This is a genomic window from Cryobacterium inferilacus, assembly GCF_019599185.1.
Classification (GTDB): Bacteria; Actinomycetota; Actinomycetes; order Actinomycetales; family Microbacteriaceae; genus Cryobacterium; species Cryobacterium inferilacus.
In genome coordinates this window covers 43,639-58,693 of the sequence record NZ_JAIEUL010000023.1, presented here as the reverse complement: position 1 = coordinate 58,693, position 15,055 = coordinate 43,639, and the positions used below count along the sequence as shown (strand labels likewise).

14 protein-coding genes are annotated in these 15,055 nt (G+C 63.5%); 8 read left to right on the top strand and 6 right to left on the bottom strand.

Annotated elements, in window-relative coordinates; translation table 11 throughout:
* The first annotated feature begins 50 nt into the window (after positions 1–50).
* The 5 genes from K2F54_RS16650 (at position 51) to K2F54_RS16630 (ending at position 6,247) form a co-directional block, all read left to right on the top strand.
* Positions 51–485: a helix-turn-helix transcriptional regulator gene (locus K2F54_RS16650; protein ID WP_220606976.1), complete on the top strand. Its 435-nt coding sequence runs from the start codon at positions 51–53 to the stop codon at positions 483–485.
* Between the two features lie 438 nt (positions 486–923).
* A complete protein-coding gene (locus K2F54_RS16645) occupies positions 924–2,348 on the top strand; it encodes an ATP-binding protein (protein ID WP_220606975.1) in 1,425 nt (474 codons plus the stop codon).
* Between the two features lie 168 nt (positions 2,349–2,516).
* Positions 2,517–3,932 carry an MFS transporter gene (locus tag K2F54_RS16640; RefSeq protein WP_308287715.1) on the top strand — a complete coding sequence of 472 codons (1,416 nt, stop codon included), beginning with the start codon at positions 2,517–2,519 and terminating at the stop codon, positions 3,930–3,932.
* A gap of 46 nt (positions 3,933–3,978) precedes the next feature.
* Positions 3,979–5,832 (top strand): glycoside hydrolase family 15 protein, encoded by a 1,854-nt coding sequence (locus K2F54_RS16635; protein ID WP_220606974.1) that lies wholly within the window; start codon positions 3,979–3,981, stop codon positions 5,830–5,832.
* A 52-nt stretch (positions 5,833–5,884) separates the two neighbouring features.
* On the top strand, positions 5,885–6,247 hold the full coding sequence (locus K2F54_RS16630; protein WP_220606973.1) for an iron chaperone: 363 nt from the start codon (positions 5,885–5,887) through the stop codon (positions 6,245–6,247).
* 49 nt (positions 6,248–6,296) lie between these two features.
* Here K2F54_RS16630 and K2F54_RS16625 read toward each other — a convergent pair whose 3' ends face one another.
* Positions 6,297–7,238 (bottom strand): LysR family transcriptional regulator, encoded by a 942-nt coding sequence (locus tag K2F54_RS16625; RefSeq protein ID WP_220606972.1) that lies wholly within the window; start codon positions 7,236–7,238, stop codon positions 6,297–6,299.
* A 123-nt stretch (positions 7,239–7,361) separates the two neighbouring features.
* Between K2F54_RS16625 and K2F54_RS16620 the strand changes: the two genes are divergently transcribed.
* Entirely contained in the window at positions 7,362–8,354 is a 993-nt protein-coding gene (locus K2F54_RS16620; RefSeq protein WP_220606983.1) for a DUF1852 domain-containing protein, read from the top strand.
* Between the two features lie 20 nt (positions 8,355–8,374).
* Entirely contained in the window at positions 8,375–9,412 is a 1,038-nt protein-coding gene (locus K2F54_RS16615) for a methionine synthase (protein ID WP_220606971.1), read from the top strand.
* 48 nt (positions 9,413–9,460) lie between these two features.
* Here the strand turns inward: K2F54_RS16615 and K2F54_RS16610 are convergent, their stop codons facing one another.
* The 5 genes from K2F54_RS16610 to K2F54_RS16590 form a co-directional block, all read right to left on the bottom strand.
* On the bottom strand, positions 9,461–10,363 hold the full coding sequence (locus tag K2F54_RS16610) for a carbohydrate kinase family protein (RefSeq protein WP_220606970.1): 903 nt from the start codon (positions 10,361–10,363) through the stop codon (positions 9,461–9,463).
* A gap of 106 nt (positions 10,364–10,469) precedes the next feature.
* A complete protein-coding gene (locus K2F54_RS16605; protein ID WP_220606969.1) occupies positions 10,470–10,787 on the bottom strand; it encodes a putative quinol monooxygenase in 318 nt (105 codons plus the stop codon).
* Complete coding sequence (locus K2F54_RS16600) at positions 10,784–11,584, bottom strand: ATP-binding cassette domain-containing protein (protein ID WP_220606968.1); 801 nt, start codon at positions 11,582–11,584, stop codon at positions 10,784–10,786. The genes K2F54_RS16605 and K2F54_RS16600 overlap by 4 nt, the downstream gene beginning before the upstream one ends.
* Positions 11,581–12,627 carry an ABC transporter permease gene (locus K2F54_RS16595; RefSeq protein ID WP_220606967.1) on the bottom strand — a complete coding sequence of 349 codons (1,047 nt, stop codon included), beginning with the start codon at positions 12,625–12,627 and terminating at the stop codon, positions 11,581–11,583. Before K2F54_RS16595 ends, K2F54_RS16600 begins: the two co-directional genes overlap by 4 nt.
* Positions 12,628–12,729: 102 nt before the next feature.
* Positions 12,730–13,842 (bottom strand): substrate-binding domain-containing protein, encoded by a 1,113-nt coding sequence (locus tag K2F54_RS16590; RefSeq protein ID WP_220606982.1) that lies wholly within the window; start codon positions 13,840–13,842, stop codon positions 12,730–12,732.
* Positions 13,843–14,037: 195 nt separating this feature from the next.
* On the opposite strand from K2F54_RS16590, the gene K2F54_RS16585 reads away from it, so the two are divergent.
* Positions 14,038–15,036, top strand: a complete 999-nt coding sequence (locus K2F54_RS16585; RefSeq protein WP_220606966.1) for a LacI family DNA-binding transcriptional regulator — start codon at positions 14,038–14,040, stop codon at positions 15,034–15,036.
* Positions 15,037–15,055 lie beyond the last annotated feature (19 nt).

Below are 15,055 nucleotides of genomic sequence, written 5' to 3'. Positions count from 1 at the left end.
AGATGCAATACTCGTCACAGGCCGCTGAGATCCAACTCGCCGCTTAACCCGTGTCCACTCTCCGGGGTCAAGGCCACCCTTCACCGGCCGCCGGTGTGCGGCCGGTCTCGCAGGCCGTTGAGTTATTGCGCAACAGCCCTGCGCATCCGTGGACTGTGACGGAACTCGCGGCACGGGTCTCGCTGAGCGTTCGCAGCTTGCAGGAGGGCTTCCGTCGTTCCCTGGACACCACGCCGATGGCTTATCTGCGGCACCTCAGGCTCCAGAAAGTGCACCAGGAGCTGGTCCGGGCGGCGCCCGGCACGGTTAGCGTGACCGAGGTGACAGCACGATGGGGTTTCGCCCATCTCGGGAGATTTGCTACGGCCTACCGCAGCGAGTTCTTGGAGCGCCCGTCCGAAACGCTGCGGTCTGCCGGTACACGCACACCGGGGAGTGGTGACAGCGTTCCGCAAGGGGAAGATTTTCCACATTTCCACGCCTGAACCGAGACCGCGCCAGGCGATCAGATCAAGAGGTATCTCCAAATTTCCGGGCCGTCAATGCCCCAGTGATCTGCGGCTGATCATCGATTCATCCGATATGACGAAGGCTGTCGTCATGTCCGAGAGAAGTGCGGAGCGAATTAGCGCACTCACAGGCACTTCGCTCCGCCTGGCCAAGTCGCACGTCCGCGATTGCAGAACGCACTCCCCCACGCCGGCGTTGAACGCGGCCGATGGCCTCATCTGCTCGCCATATGTCGGTCCTCGGCCTGCTCGCGCTGATCCTCACCGTCATCGGGCGGCGCACCGCGTTCGCCGCATGGCGCTAATCCGCTGAGCTCGGGGCCGGCCCGTGATCGAGGCGGCACCGATCACGAAACCGCACTAGTCTGCGGCTCAACAGGGGTACCGGCCTGCATCCAGACGAAGGGTCAGCACATGAGCGACGAAGACCGGGCAACACGTCAGAGCGCTGCCGCGGTGTCGATCGACGGCCGGCACTTCCAATTCGCCGGCGGCACCGGCTCCAGATTCGAGCCCGGCGGCCTCGTGGTCCTGCGTTCGACGGATGGCGGAGAAGAAGAAACCGATCAGCTGGGCCAGGTGGAGGAGGTCGCCGTTGTGATCGGCGGCGCTCCGCAGGGCTCCGGCCGCATCCTGGGACTGCTCGATGGAGATGGACGGCACCTCGATGTTCGGCGCTCCGTCCCATTCGGGTCAGCCACGATACGGTCGGCGGATGCCCGCACGGCCGAACTGCTCTACGGAGACGCTGCGACGTCTTTGCCCATCGGCTCGTTCCTGGCGTCCCAGGACATTCCGGCCCGACTCCTTGCCCAACGTTTCAACCGGCACACCTTCTGGTGCGGACAAAGCGGGTCAGGCAAGACCTACGCCCTCGGCGTGGTGCTCGAACAGCTGCTGCTCCACACGGCCCTGCCCATGGTGATCTTCGATCCGAACGCCGACTTCGTCCACATGAGGCAGGCCCATCCGGCGGCCACGACGGATGCGCGGCGGGCGCTGGCGGACCGGGACATCCGCGTGCTGCGCCCCTCTTCTCCCTCGCCCGATGCGCTCCGGGTGCGATTCCTCGACCTCTCGTTGCGGGCGAAGGCTGCAGTCTTTCGGCTTGACCCGCTCGATGATCGTGCCGAGCACAACGAACTGATGCACATCGAGGACACCGTGGGCCTGGTCGATCCGGCCAGGGTCGTCCCCGGCCTGGTGGAACGCGGTACCCCGGCGGCCCGTGATCTGGCTGCGCGCACCGAGAATCTCCGGGTGACCGACTGGAGCGTCTGGGCGCAAGGGCTGGCAGCTGTCACCGACATCCTGGATTCGCGTCCGGATGCAACAGTTCTCGACCTCGGCGGCTTCGCCTATCCGGAGGAGTCTCTGGTCGTGGCGCTGGCCGTGCTCGACGACCTGTGGGCCAAACGCGAGCAGCGTCGTCCGCTCCTGATCGTGATCGACGAGGCGCACAACTTCTGTTCACCCGACCAGACCAGCCCCCTGCACGTGGCGGTGCGGGAGCGGATCGTGCAGATCGCGGCGGAAGGACGCAAGTTCGGTCTCTGGCTACTGCTGTCCACCCAGCGCCCATTCAGGGTGCACCCCAGCATCATCTCGCAGTGCGACAACCTCGCGCTGATGAAGATGACGTCTCCCGTGGACCTCGCCGAGCTGGCCAACATCTTCGGTTTTGTGCCGCCCGCCATGCTCGCCCGGGCCTCCAGGTTCAAGCAGGGTGAGGCCCTCTTCGCCGGGGGTTTTGTTCCCGCGCCCACCATGGTCACCATGGGTCCGCGGCTCACCCGGGAGGGCGGCGCCGACGTGAGCGTGCCCCTGCGGACGGGGTGAATCCTGACCCGCGAGGCCTCCAGGGGTAGTGACGGATCATCCGATCAGGGTGATTCCGCACCAGCTACATCGACGCAAGATTCTCTGAAATTGACTGCCGTGATTGCGCCAGCCGGCATCCAGGTGAGGGAGTTCTCTATGTGCATCGCCCAAGGTCAGTAGGCCCCGGTGTCATCGCACGCCGAAACGCGGAGTGAGACCACGACGATGTGGTCGTTGCTGCCTCTGGCGCTCGCGCAGTTCATCTGCTCCTTCGCGGGCTCGAACATGAACGTCATGCTCAACGACATGAGCGAGGACCTCGACACCTCGGTCCAGGGCATTCAGCTGTCGATCACACTGTTCCTGCTCGTGATGGCGGCCCTGATGATCCCCTTCGGCAAACTGACGGATCAGCTGGGCCGGAAGACCTGTCTGATTCTCGGCCTGTCGGTGTACGGCGTCGGGGCCGTCATAAGCGCCGTGTCGCCCGGGCTTGGCCTGCTCATCCTGGGGAATTCGATCCTGGAAGGTGCCGGTACCGCCCTGCTCATCCCTCCGGTCTACATCCTGGTCACGATGTACTGGACCGGTGTCGCGGAGCGGGCTCGCGCGTTCGGCCTGGTCAGCGCCGCTGGAGGGGTTGGTGCGGCAACGGGGCCTCTGATCGGCGGGTGGATCGCCGCGACCATCAGCTGGCGGGCGGCATTTATCTTTCAGGCACTCGTGATCGTGCTCATCCTGATCCTCGCCGTGCGTCTCAAGGATCCGCGCGCCCGGGAACCGGGCAAGCCCTTTGACGTCATCGGGGCAGTGCTGTCGGCGCTGGGGTTGATTCTATTTGTGATCGGCATCCTTGCCGCCGACAACGACCTGCTGGTGTCGCTTGCGCTGATGGCAGGGGGAATCGGCGTGATCGCGTTGTTCTTTCGGTGGGTTCGACGGCTGGAGCGGAAGGGGCGTGAGCCACTGCTCTCGACCGCACTGTTCCGGAACCGGGTCTCCGACCTGGGTCTGGTCACGCAGAATTTCCAGTGGCTGCTGCTGATGGGTATCTCGATGCTGGTGGCGAGCTATCTCCAGGTCGTGCGCAATTACGACGCCATAGAGACCGGGGTCATTTTCAGCGCCGCCACCATCGGCATTCTCGTGTCGTCGTTGTCCGCGGGTTCGCTGGTGCGGCGGTTCGCGCAAAGGTCGCTGATCGTGGTCGGCTTCCTGGTCACGGGCGTCGGCCTGCTCCTGCTGCTGATCGTGGCGACCGTTCCGGGCGCCTGGGCGTTCGCACCGGGCCTGCTCACCATCGGGCTGGGGATCGGGCTGATGCTCACCCCCAGCGTCAATCTGGTGCAGTCGGCCTTCCCCGAGGAGCAACAGGGAGAGATCTCCGGACTCTCCCGCAGCGTCTCGAATCTGGGGTCGAGCTTCGGGACGGCCATCGTCAGCACCCTCCTCGTTCTGAACGCAGATGCAGATGCGGGCGGATACCTGGCGGCGACCGTGCCCCTGCTGGCCATCGCAATCGCCGGAATCGTCATCTCGGCCTTCTTGCCTGGGCGCGCGAAGCTCGGCACCCCGTCGGCCGCCACCCTGACCCAGCCATGATCAACACAACCGCGCAAGCGGTCGTGGACGAAGAGAGGACCGCCCCATGAACGACTACCCCTCGATCGCCGACCACGGCCTGATCGGAGACTTGCAGACCACGGCGTTGGTGTCGACGAACGGCACGATCGACTGGTTCTGCAGCCCGCGATTCGACTCACCGAGCATCTTCGCGTCGCTGCTGGATCGAAAAAAGGGCGGGCATTTCAGCGCGCATCCGGTCGACGGTGCCTTTCGGACAACGCAGATGTACCTCCCCGACACTGCCATCCTCATCACCCGCTTCCTCACCGAGAACGGAGTGGGCGAGGTCATCGACTTCATGCCGGTGACCTCCGGAACGCCCAGCGGCGATCACCGTCTGCTCCGGGCGATGCGTTGCGTGCGCGGCACAATGACATTCGACGTCGAGATCGCCCCCAGGTTCGACTACGGCAGACAGAGCCACCGAGTGACGGTGACTGAGGACGGCGCGGCCTATGTCGCGGGCGACACCACCCTCACCATCAGCCTCATCCGCGACCCAGACGAGGACCGGCGCGCGCGGCCGGAGCCGTCCGACGAGGGCGACCTGCGTTTCTCGTTGACTCTCGCCGAAGGCGAAATGCGTGGCGTCATCCTTGACACCGGCGGCGACGCTGCTCCACGGGCCGTCCCCGTGGCCGAAGCCCAACGGCTGTTCGACGACACCGCCCACTTCTGGCAGGACTGGGTCGGACGGTCGACCTACACCGGGCGGTGGCGTGAGGAACTGCAACGATCGGCCATCACCCTCAAGCTGCTGACCTACGCGCCGACCGGAGGCCTCGTCGCCGCGCCGACCGCGGGCCTGCCGGAACAGATCGGAGGGGAACGCAACTGGGACTACCGTTTCACCTGGGTACGGGACGCATCCTTCTCCGTCAACACCCTGGTGCGCTTGGGCTTCTTCGACGAAGCTGCCGCCTTCGGGCGATGGCTGCGCGACCGCGTCGCGGAACCGTTGGACAGCGACTCCGGCCCGCTGAACATCATGTACCGAATCGACGGTGACCCGCACCTGTCCGAGGAGACCCTCACCGGCTGGGAAGGGTATCGCGGCTCCTACCCGGTGCGGGTCGGAAACGGCGCCGCTGACCAGCTCCAACTGGACATCTATGGGGAGGCCTTGGAGGCCATCTACAACGCTGACCGGGCCGGCATCGGGATCGGCCAGGCCGGGTGGCTGGCTATTTGCAAGCTGCTCGATTGGCTTGCTGATAATTGGGACCAACCGGAGGAGGGGATCTGGGAGACCCGCGGCGGGCGGAAGAACTTCACCTACGGACGACTGATGTGCTGGGTCGCTTTCGACCGCGCCATCCGCCTCGCCACCGTCTATGGTCGCCCGGCGCCGCTCACCCGCTGGATCGCAGAGCGCGACGCTATCTATACCCAGATCATGGAAAAGGGCTGGAATGCCGAGCGCCGGGCCTTTGTCCAGCAGTACGGAGAACCGGTACTCGACGCCTCCCTGCTCAAGATGCCGCAGGTCGGTTTCGTCTCACCGCATGACCCGCTCTGGACAGACACGATGGCGGCGATCGAAGCGGAACTCGTGTCTGACAGCCTCGTCTACAGATACGACCCGACCGCCTCGCCAGACGGACTCCAGGGTTCCGAAGGTACTTTCTCGCTCTGCACCTTCCTCTACGTCGACGCACTCGCCCGCGGCGACCGGCTCGACGAGGCCCGTTTCACTTTCGAGAAGATGCTGACCTTCGCCAACCACCTGGGCCTGTACTCGGAAGAAATCGCGCCGACCGGCGAGCAAATTGGCAACTTTCCGCAGGCATTCACCCACCTGGCGCTCATCGACGCGGCGATCACTCTCAACGACCGCCTCGACACGCAACTGGCCGATCATCTACGCCGCCGTTAGTGGCGGTCCACGACGCCCCACGTCCCGCGGGGTCCGGAACTAGGCTCTCGTTATGGGTGAAAAGGCGAAGACCGTCGAAGAGTATCTCAGCGAGCTCGACCCCGCTCGCCGAGCGGAACTGGAACGTATCCGCGCTTTGGTGAAACGACTCGTGCCGGACACCGAAGAGACCTTGAGCTATGGAATGCCGACCCTCAAATATAAGAACCGTGCGCTGGTGCACTTCACCGCGTCCAAGAAACACATGAGCTTTTACCCTTCCTCGTGGGCCATCGAGGAGCTCAGGGACCAGCTCACGGACTACAAGACCACTCAACACGCGATCCAATTCACGTTGGACACGACCCTGCCCAGCCGCTTGCTCGAAGATCTCGTTCGCGTGCACATGCGAGAAATCGACGCCAACAGGCAATAGGTGACGGCGCAAGCGAGAGCCTCAATGCCGGCCGGCCCGCCGGACGTGCCTAGCCGAGCAACGCCACGCCAAATCCGGCGACGACAGCCCGCACTTCGGCGAGGTACCTCTCTGCCTGCTCGGTGAGGGGGATCGCGGAATGGCCGATCCAGCCGATCTCGATGCGTTCGTCCACGTCGAGCGGTACGGAGACGATCTCCGGGTCGAGGTCGTCGCTGATGATGCCCGTCGAGATCGTGTAGCCGTCGAGCCCGATCATGAGGTTGAAGATTGTCGCCCGGTCGGAGACTCGGATCTCCCGTTTGCTTGACAGGGTGGAGAGGATTTCCTCGGCGAGGTAGAACGAGTTGTTCGCCCCCTGGTCGAAGGTGAGCCGCGGCAGGTTGGCCAGATCAGCGAGGGTCACGCGATCTCGAGAGGCAAGTGGGTTCTTCCGGGAGATGAAGATGTGCGGCTCGGCCAGGAAGAGCGGGCGGAATGCGAGCCCGGAGTCCCGGAGCAGTTTGTCGATGACGTTCCGGTTGAAGTCGTTCCGATAGAGGATGCCCAGCTCGCTGCGGAGCGTGCGGACATCCTCGAGGATGTCCCACGTGCGAGTCTCACGCAGTGAGAACTCGTATTCGGCCCCCTCGGTAGCCCTGACCATCCGCACGAACGCGTCGACCGCGAACGAATAGTGCTGCGTCGACACCCCGAGCAGGCGTCGCGACGGCGGACGACCGAGGTAACGCTGCTCGAGCAGCGCTACCTGCTCGACGACCTGCCTGGCGTACCCGAGGAACTCCGCACCATCGGTGGTGAGCGTGATCCCGCGCGCGGAACGGACGAGGAGGGCGTGGCCGACCCTGGTCTCGAGGTCTTTCATCGCCACGGACATGGTCGGCTGGGCGACATAGAGCATGTCGGCGGCAGCGGTGATGGACCCCTCCGCGGCGACCTCGATGAAGTAATGGAGCTGCTGCAGTGTGATGCCGGTCGACCGCTTAGTCATAGCCAAAGTCTATAGATATACATAGTTGCGTCGAATTACCCTATGCCCGCAGGGAACCTGCACGATGAATGCACTGACTTCCGCAAGGCCAGCCTGGCCGATCAGCTACCGGATTGGCCACTCATGGCGAACGAGTTCACGTTCAGCATCACTACCACCCGCTTTGACGAGGACTACGCGCCGTCGAGCAGTTCCCGAGCCACCACGAACTTTGCCAATCTGGCCCGAGGCGAGCACCGTCGGCAGAACCTGCGCAGCGCGCTGACGATGATCGACCGCCGGTTCAACGACCTCGCGCATTGGGACAACCCGACGCGGGACCGCTATACCGTGGAGCTCGACATCGTCACCGTCGAGTTGCAGTTCACCGCAGAGGGAGAGAATCAGCGCTTCCCGCTGCTCGAGATCCTCGACATCCAGATCGTCGACCAGCTCACAGGCGAACGTCACCAGGGGATCGTGGGGAACAACTTCTCGTCTTATCTCCGCGATTTCGACTTCAGCGTGCTGCTGCCGGCGGTCAACAAAGACGCGAAGGAATTCACCGTCCCCGACGACTTCGGAAATCTGCACGGCCTGCTCTTCCAACATTTCCTCGACTCTGCCGCCTATCAGGAACGCTTCCCGATGTCGCCCGTGATCTGCATCAGCGTTTCGACCAGCAAGACGTATCGTCGCACTGAGAACTGCCACCCGATCCTCGGCGTCGAGTATCAGCAGGACGAGTTCTCACGGACCGACGAATACTTCGGACGGATGGGACTGCAGGTCCGGTACTTCATGCCACGCGGCAGCGTGGCGCCGCTCGCGTTCTATTTTCGCGGCGATCTCCTCAGTGACTATTCCAATTTGCAGCTCATCGGCACGATCAGCACGATGGAGACGTTCCAGAAGATCTACCGACCGGAGATCTACAACGCGAACTCGGCCGCCGCGAGCATCTACCGTCCGAGCCTGGAGCGGCAGGACTACTCACGGACGCAGATCGCCTACGATCGCGACGAGCGCAACCAGCTCGCCATGACGCAGGGGAAGTACACGGAGGAGCACTTCGTGAAACCGCACGGTGAAGTGCTCAAGCGCTGGGCCGCCCACTACCCCGCTCCCGTCGGTTGACCGGCAGAGAATCGACAATCATGCACACTCTCTTACCCACCTCGATCGTCGGCAGCCTGCCGAAACCGTCCTGGCTTGCCGAGCCCGAAACTCTCTGGTCTCCGTGGAAATTGCAGGGTGATGCGTTGGTGCAGGGCAAGCACGATGCACTGCGCATCGCAGTCCACGAGCAGCGCCAACATGGCATCGACATCATCAGCGACGGGGAGCAGACCCGCCAGCACTTCGTCACGACATTCATCGAGCATCTCACCGGGGTCGATTTCGAACAGCGCGAAACGGTTCGAATCCGCGATCGATATGACGCGAGCGTGCCGACCGTCGTAGGTGCCGTGAGCCGCGAGAAACCCGTTTTCGTCGAGGACGCGAAGTTCCTCCGCCAGCAGACCGATCAGCCGATCAAGTGGGCCCTCCCTGGCCCGATGACGATGATCGACACTCTCTACGACCGCCACTACAAGAGCCGAGAGAAGTTGGCGTGGGAGTTCGCAACGATCCTCAATCAGGAGGCGAGAGAACTCCAGGCAGCGGGGGTGGACATCATCCAGTTCGACGAACCCGCCTTCAACGTCTTCCACGACGAGGTGCAGGACTGGGGAGTAGCCGCGCTGGAACGGGCAGCAGAAGGATTGCGTGCGGAAACCGCCGTGCACATCTGCTACGGCTACGGCATCAAAGCCAACACCGACTGGAAAGCGACCCTCGGGCCGGAATGGCGGCACTACGAGAAGTCGTTCCCGCTCCTGCAGCAATCCACTATCGACATCGTTTCGCTGGAATGCCACCACTCCCGGGTGCCGATGGACCTCATCGAGCTCATTCGAGGCAAGAAGGTCATGCTCGGGGCCATCGACGTGGCGAGTGAGACGATTGAGACCCCGGAGGACGTCGCCGACACCCTCCGGAAGGCACTCAAGTTCGTCGCTCCTGACAAGCTCCTGCCCAGCTCGAACTGCGGCATGGCGCCGTTCTCAAGGAACGTTGCACGAGGAAAGATGAAGGCGCTGACGGCGGGTGCGGACATCATTCGCGAGGAGCTCACCGCCGCACGGCCCTGATCGTCCCCAGATCATCGTTTTCTCGAAGAGTCGGCTGGTGGTCAGGCGTTACCCGGCAAGTTCATGGCGCCTGGGAGGGTTGGCGCCGATGCGCGAGGTGGTGACACCTGCGACGTGCGCGGCCCACTTTCCGATTCTGAGCAACTCGACCTCATCAAGCTGGTCGAGTCCGTCCCGCACAACCGCGTCAATGATGGCTCCCATGGCAGCATCGCCGGCGCCGATGGTGTCAGCCACTCGGACCTTTCTTGCCGGCACCTTCGTTCGCGCTTCAGTGGAGGCCAACACCAATCCCTCGCTACCAAGGGTGACGATCGCAAGCCGGGCGCCCAGGGAAAGCAGACCGTTCAGCACATCATCAACAGTGGAATCGGGGAACAGCCAGTTCGCGTCCTCGTCGCTGAGCTTGACCACATCGGAATTGGACGCCAAGGTGTGGAAGGTTGTGAGTGCCTCATGATGGGACCCGACTAACGCCGGTCGAATATTGGGGTCGATGCTCCTCGTCACTCCGACAGGCAATGATTCGAAGAGAGTGCGGACCGCATCGGCACCCGGCTGGAGAAAAGCCGCGATCGACCCGGTGTGGACATGCGTGGCCACACCTGAGTCGATCACGGGTGGTTCCCATGTGACATCGAACTCGTATCTCGCAGAGCCGTCGTCTTGGAGGTGCGCGACTGCCGTTGATGTACGCCCACCGGGCCGGGATTGAACCGCAACGTCGGATGCTGCGAGGTGCGCAAGTGCTCGGATGCCTCGTTCGTCGTCGGCGATTTCAGTAACGAACCTGACCTGGTGCCCCAGCCTCCCGAGCGTAAGCGCGACGTTGGCCGGGGATCCTCCGACATGCTCGGACCGCTCTCCGTTCCGATCGATCACGTCGATAATCGTCTCCCCGACGATCAGCACCTCGGCTGAAGTCGAAACCCGGTTGCTTGTCGTGCTCATTAAAGGGGTACTCCTGACTGTTGTTTCCCGTCATTTCGACGTGTGAAGGACGGTGAATTGGGTTCCGGGGCTCCGTCCGAAGCGCACGCGCACGCGCACGCAACCACTACTGGGGGTTGAGGAAGGTCAGGGTCGACCCTCCACCGTCTACCAATGGCGCCAGTGCCTCATTGAACGTTCGCCCATACGGGGCCGCAAGATGCACCTGAAACGCGTCCTCGTTGCGGTACTCCTCAAAGACGAACACTTGCCTGCCGTCAGATTCCTTCGTGTACGCCGCGAACGTGATGTTTCCGGGCTCCATCCGGACCCGCGCCCCATAGTCGCGGAGCAGGGCGGCCACGGCCTGCTCCTGACCGGCGACAGCCGTGAACTCGGCGTACAGGACTCGTTTGGCATCGTTGGGCTGCGAGTTGGTGGTCATGCTGTCGCTGCTCCTGTCATGATTGCGACCGCGTCGGTCATTGAGTGCGATTGCGGCGTGATCGTCGCGGCCTTCTTGCCGAGTCGCTGGATGTGGATGCGATCGGCAACGTCGAACACGTGCGGCATGTTGTGGCTGATCAGGATGACGGGGATCCCCTTGTCCCGAAGGTTCCTGACCAGCTGTAACACCTGGTTGGACTCTCGCACACCCAGCGCCGCCGTGGGCTCGTCGAGCACGACGACCTTGGAGCCGAAAGCTGCAGCCCGGGCCACCGCGACAGCCTGCCGCTGGCCGCCCGAGAGGTTCTCGACCGGCGACGTGACGTCCTGCAGGGTTGAGATGCCCAGATCGTTGAGTCCCTGACGCGCCTTCTGGCGCATCCCTTTGGTGTCCAGCACGCGGAACACCGATCCCAGGATTCCGGCCTTGCGAATCTCCCGTCCCAGATACAGGTTGGCGGCGACGTCGAGGGCCGGAGAGACGGCCAGGTTCTGGTACACCGTCTCGATGCCTGCGGCCCGAGCATCCTGGGGGCGTTTGAAGTGAACGGGCGCGCCGTCGAGGAAGATCTCACCCTCGTCGGGGATCTCGGCGCCGGTGAGGCACTTGATGAGTGTTGACTTGCCTGCGCCGTTGTCGCCGATGATCGCGAGCACTTCACCCGGGTACAGCGCCAGGCTGACCCCGTCGAGTCCGACGACACGGCCGAAGGTCTTGACCAGGCGTTTGGCCTCGAGAATGGGAGAGAGCGAGCTTTCTGGGGCGGCGGCGGGTGTGCCGTTGGTGAGGGTCACTTGCGTACCTTTCGAATCCACTGGTCGACAGAGACAGCCACGATGATAAGGACACCGACGGCGAGGGTCTGGTAGAGCACGTCCAGTCCTGCGAGAGAGAGTCCGTTACGGAAGACGCCGACGATCAGCGCACCGAGCAGCGTGCCCCAGATCGTTCCACGGCCACCGAACAGGCTCGTGCCGCCGATGACGACGGCGGTGATGGAGTCGAGGTTGAGGTCGGCTCCGGCGTTCGGGCTGGCAGCGTTCGTGCGCCCGATCTGGATCCACGCGCCGATGGCGAGAACCGCACCGGCAGCGATGTACACGCTCATGAGGACTCGGTTGACGCTGATACCGGCGAGCCGCGCGGACTCCTTGTCGTCACCGACCGCGTACACGTGGCGTCCCCATGCCGTCTTGCCGAGGATGAACGCGACGACGATGTAAAGGACCAGCATCATGATGACGCCGACGCTGATGCGTACGCCGAGAACATCGAATGTCGTTCCGGTCCAGGTCAGCAGCGCCGGCATTTCGCTGCCGCGGACGGTCGCACCGTTGGAGTACAGCAGGGTCAGCGCAACGAAGATGTTCAGGGTGCCCAGCGTCACGATGAACGGAGGAAGCCGCAGACGTGTCACCAGCAGCCCGTTGAATGCACCGGCGGCGATTCCGACAATGAAGCCGAGAAGCAGGGCCACAATGCCCGGGAGCCCGTTCTGCGTTGCCGTCTGGGCGACAACCATGGACGACAGGACCATGACGGCCCCGACTGACAGGTCGATCCCGGCGGTGAGGATGATCAGCGTCTGTGCCACAGCCAACGTTCCGACCACGGCCACCTGCTGGGTGATGAGCGACAGGTTGGCCGGAGCGAGGAACCGGTCGTTGAGGAGGCCGAAAACGATGATGGCGATGACAAGCACAACGGCCGGGCTGAGCGCCGGATATCTATGGAGTACGTTGCGTACTTTGTCGAGCGTGGTGCGGCGATCGAGGAACTCGGACGCCAGGTGGAGCGCGCTGGTGGGCGGATTTGGTTCGGTGGCAGGCTTACTCACGGTGACTCCCTCTTATTGCAGCGATGCTGATCTGTGTGTGACCCCCGGGGGCCGGAACAGGTCGTGGGGCGCGTTTCCGCGCCCCACGACGGGGTTAGACGCTTACTCGCCCCAGCAGATGTCAGCGGCTTCGGTGCTGTCAATGCTCTCCAGGCCGTCAACGGGCTGGTCCGTGACGAGGGCGACTCCGGTGTTGTAGAAGTCGAGTCCCTCGCTCGTCTCGGGCTTCGTCCCGTCTTCAGCGAGCTGCGCAATGGCTTCGACGCCAAGCTCGGCCATCTTCACCGGGTACTGCTGGCTCGTGGCTCCGATGGTGCCGTCTTCCACACCAGCGACGCCGGCGCAGCCGCCATCGATCGAGACGAGTAGGACATCCTCTGCAATGCCGGCAGCTTCCAGCGCCTGGTAGGCACCGTATGCTGCGGGCTCGTTGATCGTGTAGACGACGTTGATGTCGGGGTTCTTGGAGAGGAGGGTTTCCATTGCGGTACGACCACCGTCTTCTGCGCCCTGGGTGGCCTCATTGCCGACAATCGTGTATTCGCCACCCTCGCCGCCGGTGTACGACCCGGTGGCTTCCTCGTCACCGTTGGTGTCCGGGTCGTTGAGCTCGATGCCCATGCCCTCAAGGAAGCCCTGGTCGCGGTTGTAGTCCACCGAGACGACCTTGTCGTCGAACAGGTCGAGAAGAGCGATGGTCGCCTGTCCGCCGTCCAGCTGGGCCGCCGTCCATTCGCCAATGGCCAGGCCGGCTGCACGGTTATCGGTGGCGAACGTGATGTCAACGGCATCCGCCGGGTCGGGCGGAGTGTCCAGCGCGATGACGTACAGCCCGGCGTCACGTGCCTTCTGGATCGCGTCGACCACCGACGGACCGTTGGGCGTGATCAGGATGCCCTGATCGCCCTTGGAGATGGCGTTCTCGATCGCCTGGATCTGGGTGTCTTCGTCGCCGTCTTCCTTGCCGGCGGCGAGCGTGAGGTTCACGCCGTTCGCTGCGGCGGCTTTCTTCGCGCCGTCTTGCATGGCCACGAAGAAGGGATTGGTTGTGGTCTTGACGATGAGGGTCACACCCACCTCATCGCCGGCCGCTTCCGATGGCGATGACGATCCACTGGATGCGGAGCAGGCCGTCAATCCGAAACTCGCGAGTGCGATGAGGGATCCGACGGTCGCGACCCGACGGGTGAGGCTGCAGTTCGACTTGCTATTCATCATTGAATTTCCTCTTGTTTGGGGGGCCAACCGATCGAGGTGACTGTAGAAAGGTTCGGGCCGACAACGGTGTCAGAGCTAGGTTTAGAGCACAATGCCGCTAGAGTCAACTCGTATATTGAAAAAGGAGACCAACCCGTGACATCGTTGTCAGACTCCCCCTCCGAGGGGCCACTGTCAAGGCCCCGAGCAACCATGCGTCACGTGGCTTCACTTGCCGGAGTGGGAATCAAGACGGTCTCCCGGGTGGTCAACGGGGAACCGAATGTGTCTGAGGCCACGAAGACGAAGGTGCTTGAGGCCGTCCGTCAATTGAACTTCCAGCCAGACATGCACGCCGGCAACCTGCGGCGAACGGGCCGAAGGACTCAGACCTTGGGGCTGCTGGTCGGGAACGTGGCCAACCCGTTCTCTGCCGCCATTCATCGCGGAGTCGAGGATGCGGCATCCGACAAGGGAGTTGCCGTCTTCGCGTCGAGCCTCGATGACGATCCGGATCGTGAGCGAGGAGTCGTCTCAGCCTTTTTGCAGCGCCGAGTCGACGGCTTGATCCTGACGACGGCCAGCCAGAGCCAGGCGTACCTGCAGCCGGAACTCGAGCTCGGCACCCCGATCGTGTTCGTCGACCGCGAGCCTGTCGGGGTGGTGGCCGACGCCATCGTCAGTGACAACGCCAATGGCGCGGCGGTGGCCGCTCGACACCTCATCAGCCACGGACACACGAATATTGCCTTCCTCGGAGACCGGGCCGAGATCTGGACGGCCCGGGAACGGAGACGCGGATTTGTCGAGGAACTCGGCAGGGCCGGGATCTCGATCAATGGCCTCAGTCTCGTCGATGGCCTCTACGACGACGTGAGCGCCGAACGAGCCACTGACGCCCTCCTCAAAGGACCGAATCCTCCCACGGCGATATTCAGCGCGCAGAACCTGATCACGATGGGCGCAGTTCGAGCCCTCCGCAACAACGCCGCCCACCATCGAGTCGCACTGGTCGGCTTCGACGACGTCTCACTTGCAGCCCTGCTGGATCCCGCGATCACCGTCATTGCCCAGGACCCACAACGCATCGGGGCACTCGCGGCCGAGCGTCTCTTCGCGAGACTCGACGGGGACACGACTCCGGCCCGGTCGTATGTGATCCCCACCAGGCTCATCATCCGCGGCTCCGGAGAGATCCGGAACGATTCCTAGGGCTTGTCTCCTAATTCGT

Excerpts from the sequence above, each read along its gene's own strand:
- K2F54_RS16635 (WP_220606974.1), top strand. The coding sequence starts at position 3,979 with ATGAACGACTACCCCTCGATCGCCGACCACGGCCTGATCGGAGACTTG.
- K2F54_RS16585 (WP_220606966.1), top strand. The coding sequence starts at position 14,038 with ATGCGTCACGTGGCTTCACTTGCCGGAGTGGGAATCAAGACGGTCTCC.
- K2F54_RS16615 (WP_220606971.1), top strand. The coding sequence starts at position 8,375 with ATGCACACTCTCTTACCCACCTCGATCGTCGGCAGCCTGCCGAAACCG.
- K2F54_RS16625 (WP_220606972.1), bottom strand. The coding sequence starts at position 7,238 with ATGACTAAGCGGTCGACCGGCATCACACTGCAGCAGCTCCATTACTTC.
- K2F54_RS16630 (WP_220606973.1), top strand. The coding sequence starts at position 5,885 with ATGGGTGAAAAGGCGAAGACCGTCGAAGAGTATCTCAGCGAGCTCGAC.
- K2F54_RS16645 (WP_220606975.1), top strand. The coding sequence starts at position 924 with ATGAGCGACGAAGACCGGGCAACACGTCAGAGCGCTGCCGCGGTGTCG.
- K2F54_RS16610 (WP_220606970.1), bottom strand. The coding sequence starts at position 10,363 with ATGAGCACGACAAGCAACCGGGTTTCGACTTCAGCCGAGGTGCTGATC.
- K2F54_RS16590 (WP_220606982.1), bottom strand. The coding sequence starts at position 13,842 with ATGAATAGCAAGTCGAACTGCAGCCTCACCCGTCGGGTCGCGACCGTC.
- K2F54_RS16605 (WP_220606969.1), bottom strand. The coding sequence starts at position 10,787 with ATGACCACCAACTCGCAGCCCAACGATGCCAAACGAGTCCTGTACGCC.
- K2F54_RS16620 (WP_220606983.1), top strand. The coding sequence starts at position 7,362 with ATGGCGAACGAGTTCACGTTCAGCATCACTACCACCCGCTTTGACGAG.